Genomic DNA, 3,178 nt, shown 5'->3' on the forward strand with positions numbered 1-3,178 from the left:
ACAAAAGCCGATTTTGATGCCACTGTCGGCATTCATCCCAGTGCTGCCGAGGAATTCGTCACCATGCGTTAATTAACAATTTTAGGTGTGTTAGATAGGTGTTAAAAATTGTCAGCTACCCCCCTTATCAAGGGGGGCAGGGGGGATCAAAGACAAAATCTATCTTCAATTTAATTATAACCACTTACTTAAACCAACCTAACACACCCAATCTTTATGATTAAAAATCAACCTTTTTGGCTATTGACAATTGAGCCATTTTGTGATAGTTTTTCGGTTAATTTTTGAGCGAGATTTAAGATATCGGAGGGAAGCATAATCACGGTACTGGTGTTATTTTCCGCTCCAATTTCCGTTAACATTTGTAGGCGGCGTAATTCCAAAGCGGCGGGATTTTCCATGATTAATCGGGAAGCTTCCGCTAATTTTAGGGAGGCTTCCTGTTCTGCGGCAGCTTTAATCAAACGGGCGCGTTTTTCTCGCAATGCTTCCGCTTCCTTGGCCATAGCTCGCTGCATAGCGGTGGGAATTTCCACATCTTTCATCTCCACCCGTTCGATATCAATGCCCCAAGGTTCGCTAATTTCATCGACAATTTGTTGGACTGCTTGATTAATTTTGTCTCGTTTTTGCAAGACATCATCGAGACGATTTTGACCAACTACATTTCTTAAAGTGGTCATGGCCGCTTGGTAAACGGCCGCAGAATAGGATTCGACTTTGTTAATCGCTTTGCTAGGATCGATAATGCGATAGTAGAGAACCGCATTAACCTTAATTGTGACATTATCGGCGGTGACAGTTTCTTGCGGGGCGATATCGACGGTTTTGGTGCGAATATCCAGCTGCATTTTTTGGTCAACTAGGGGAATGATCCAGTACAGTCCGGGGCCTTTGGTGTCTTGATAACGCCCTAGACGAAAGATAACACCACGCTGGTATTCTCGATCGATTTTAAAGCCATTTAACCCCAGAATGCCCGCTATCAATAGGAAGGATGCTAAAAATTCCATATTAATTACCACTTATCGGGTTCAAGTTAATCGGTGTGCGGTGACATCTCAATTGCCATCTCCTCGCTCCTGACCACTAATACATTCATTCTAGAGAGTAACCGGGCTGTCGGGGAAACTCATAACGAAATATTACAATTTTTAGGAATTGCCCAACCAGCAGGGATGACTCGACTTCCAGACCCCGACCTGAGATAAACTACAGAATGTTATCAGAATTTACCTTGATATTATGAGCGTAGTTAGCCAAGTCATCCTCAAAGCCGACGACGAACTTCGTTATCCTAGTAGTGGTGAACTACAGGGTATCGGGCAATTTTTAAAAACCGGTGAGCAGAGAATTCGCATTGCCGAAACTCTCGCTGACAATGAGAAAAAAATCGTCGATCAGGCTCAAAAACAACTGTTCAAGAAACGTCCTGATTATAGAGCGCCGGGGGGTAACGCCTACGGTCAGCGTCAATATAATCAATGCTTGCGCGATTATGGTTGGTATCTGCGTCTAGTTACCTATGGGGTATTAGCCGGAGACAAAGGACCGATCGAACAAACCGGTCTGATCGGGGTCAAAGAGATGTATAACTCTCTTAATGTTCCCGTCCCCGGCATGGTGGAGGCGATTCGTTGTCTCAAAGAGGCCGCTTTAGGTCTTTTGACTCAAGAGGATGCCGTGGAAGCAGCCCCCTACTTCGACTTTATCATCCAGTATATGTCCTAAGCGATCGGGACAATCCCAAGGGCCTGAAGTCTGAAAAGGGGCAATTTTCGTCTCTTTCAGGGTTCAGGCTTGACTTTTTTCAGTGATAACTGATAACTGATAACTGATAACTGATTATGTTTTGGCGCATTATACTACTTACTTTTCTGATTCCATCGGTCTATGGGGTGTTTGGCTGGTCGATCGCCCATGAGCGTTTATCATGGAGTGATTGGTTACTTGCCCGCGGTGATGAGATGAATTGGACTCTCACTAGCGAATGGCTAGAAATCATCATCTATATCCTAGCGGTAGGGGTTATCCTCTCAATTGCCCTAGGATTAACTCTGTTTAGTCACTTAATGCCGCTATTTTTCCGCAGTTGGTTTAAAAACGATATTAGTGCTGTATTATCAATTCTCGGCTGGTCTTTGGCGGTAGTCTTTATCTTCCACAAGTGGGCGGTATTTAGTCGAGTTTTAATCCTCTTAGCCGCCACTATCCTTGGTCGTCTAGAACTTCAGGAAGCAGGTTACAATAGGTGGCAAGTTTTCCTGATGCTCACCATCCTCTGCTTAGGTAGTTTTGGCTTGGGAATTTGGGCTTATAATCTTTGGGGTCACGAATTTCATCGAGTTACTACCGATTAATCTTATCTCTAATCTTTAAAAAGTATGCCCAAAAAAAATAACGATACGCTCAAACGAGTCTTAATTGTTTCCTCTGGTTTAGTATTTCTGGCTTTAATGGTGGTGCCAACTTTAGGTTTATTGAAAAATAATAATTCTAATTCCCCCCAGGGCAATCAACCCGGGCAAGAGGCAACTATTCCTCCCGAAAAATTAGAAGAAATGGTCAAAGGTTACGAGAAAATTCTCGAACGTGAACCAGATAACCCCACTGCTTTGCAAGGACTGGCCCAAGCTCGCTTACAGTTAAAAGATTTTATCGGAGCCAGAGAACCTTTAGAAAAGTTATATCAAAAATATCCCGACAATCTGGAAGTTATGCTAGTTCTTTATGGAACAAGATTACAAACTCAAGACGTTTCTGGAGCTAAAAGTATCCTAGAAAAATTAGTCAAAAACTATCCCCAAGAACCGAAGTTTAAAGAAGAATTAACTCGCTTAAATCAAGCGATTGCGGCAGCTTCTAAACAGCCACCCCCAGAACCTAAAAAGTAATGAAAAAAGAATTAATCATCGAAGTTGGGCGAAGTGAAAGACAATATCGAGAATTTTTTATTTCTTGACTTGTTGCGATTATCGACATTGCTTGGGCATTACTGCGGCCCTTCTTCGGTAAATTAGCCACTTTAGCTAGGGTTTGCTGAATAAATCTAAAAATCTTGTTGGATAATATTTTTAGGCTTTTTTGAAATCAAAAAGTGCCAGCCCTTGGAGTGATCGGGGGGGAAATTTAGGCACTTTTTCCCTGAAAATTAGGTAATTGACCCCCTGAAAATGGG

4 protein-coding genes are annotated in these 3,178 nt (G+C 42.6%); 3 read left to right on the forward strand and 1 reads right to left on the reverse strand.

All coding sequences use genetic code 11. The features are described 5' to 3' along the window. Positions 1-227 precede the first annotated feature (227 nt). The gene (locus tag PX481_RS07765) at positions 228-1,013 is read right to left on the reverse strand and encodes a slipin family protein (RefSeq protein ID WP_288094226.1); all 786 of its coding nucleotides are present in this window, start codon (positions 1,011-1,013) and stop codon (positions 228-230) included. A 232-nt stretch (positions 1,014-1,245) separates the two neighbouring features. Here PX481_RS07765 and PX481_RS07770 point away from each other — a divergent pair, with 232 nt between their 5' ends. From PX481_RS07770 to PX481_RS07780, 3 genes are all read left to right on the forward strand, one after another. Beyond that, positions 1,246-1,731, forward strand: a complete 486-nt coding sequence (locus PX481_RS07770; protein ID WP_002759464.1) for an allophycocyanin subunit alpha-B — start codon at positions 1,246-1,248, stop codon at positions 1,729-1,731. A gap of 116 nt (positions 1,732-1,847) precedes the next feature. Continuing rightward, complete coding sequence (locus PX481_RS07775) at positions 1,848-2,360, forward strand: hypothetical protein (RefSeq protein ID WP_002759468.1); 513 nt, start codon at positions 1,848-1,850, stop codon at positions 2,358-2,360. 24 nt (positions 2,361-2,384) lie between these two features. Continuing rightward, complete coding sequence (locus PX481_RS07780; protein ID WP_002759469.1) at positions 2,385-2,894, forward strand: tetratricopeptide repeat protein; 510 nt, start codon at positions 2,385-2,387, stop codon at positions 2,892-2,894. The last annotated feature ends 284 nt before the right edge of the window (positions 2,895-3,178 follow it).

Source organism: Microcystis sp. M53603_WE2, from assembly GCF_030065435.1.

Bases quoted from the DNA above. Each gene is read 5' to 3' on its own strand.
- PX481_RS07765 (WP_288094226.1), bottom strand. From the start codon at position 1,013: ATGGAATTTTTAGCATCCTTCCTATTGATAGCGGGCATTCTGGGGTTA.
- PX481_RS07770 (WP_002759464.1), top strand. From the start codon at position 1,246: ATGAGCGTAGTTAGCCAAGTCATCCTCAAAGCCGACGACGAACTTCGT.
- PX481_RS07775 (WP_002759468.1), top strand. From the start codon at position 1,848: ATGTTTTGGCGCATTATACTACTTACTTTTCTGATTCCATCGGTCTAT.
- PX481_RS07780 (WP_002759469.1), top strand. From the start codon at position 2,385: ATGCCCAAAAAAAATAACGATACGCTCAAACGAGTCTTAATTGTTTCC.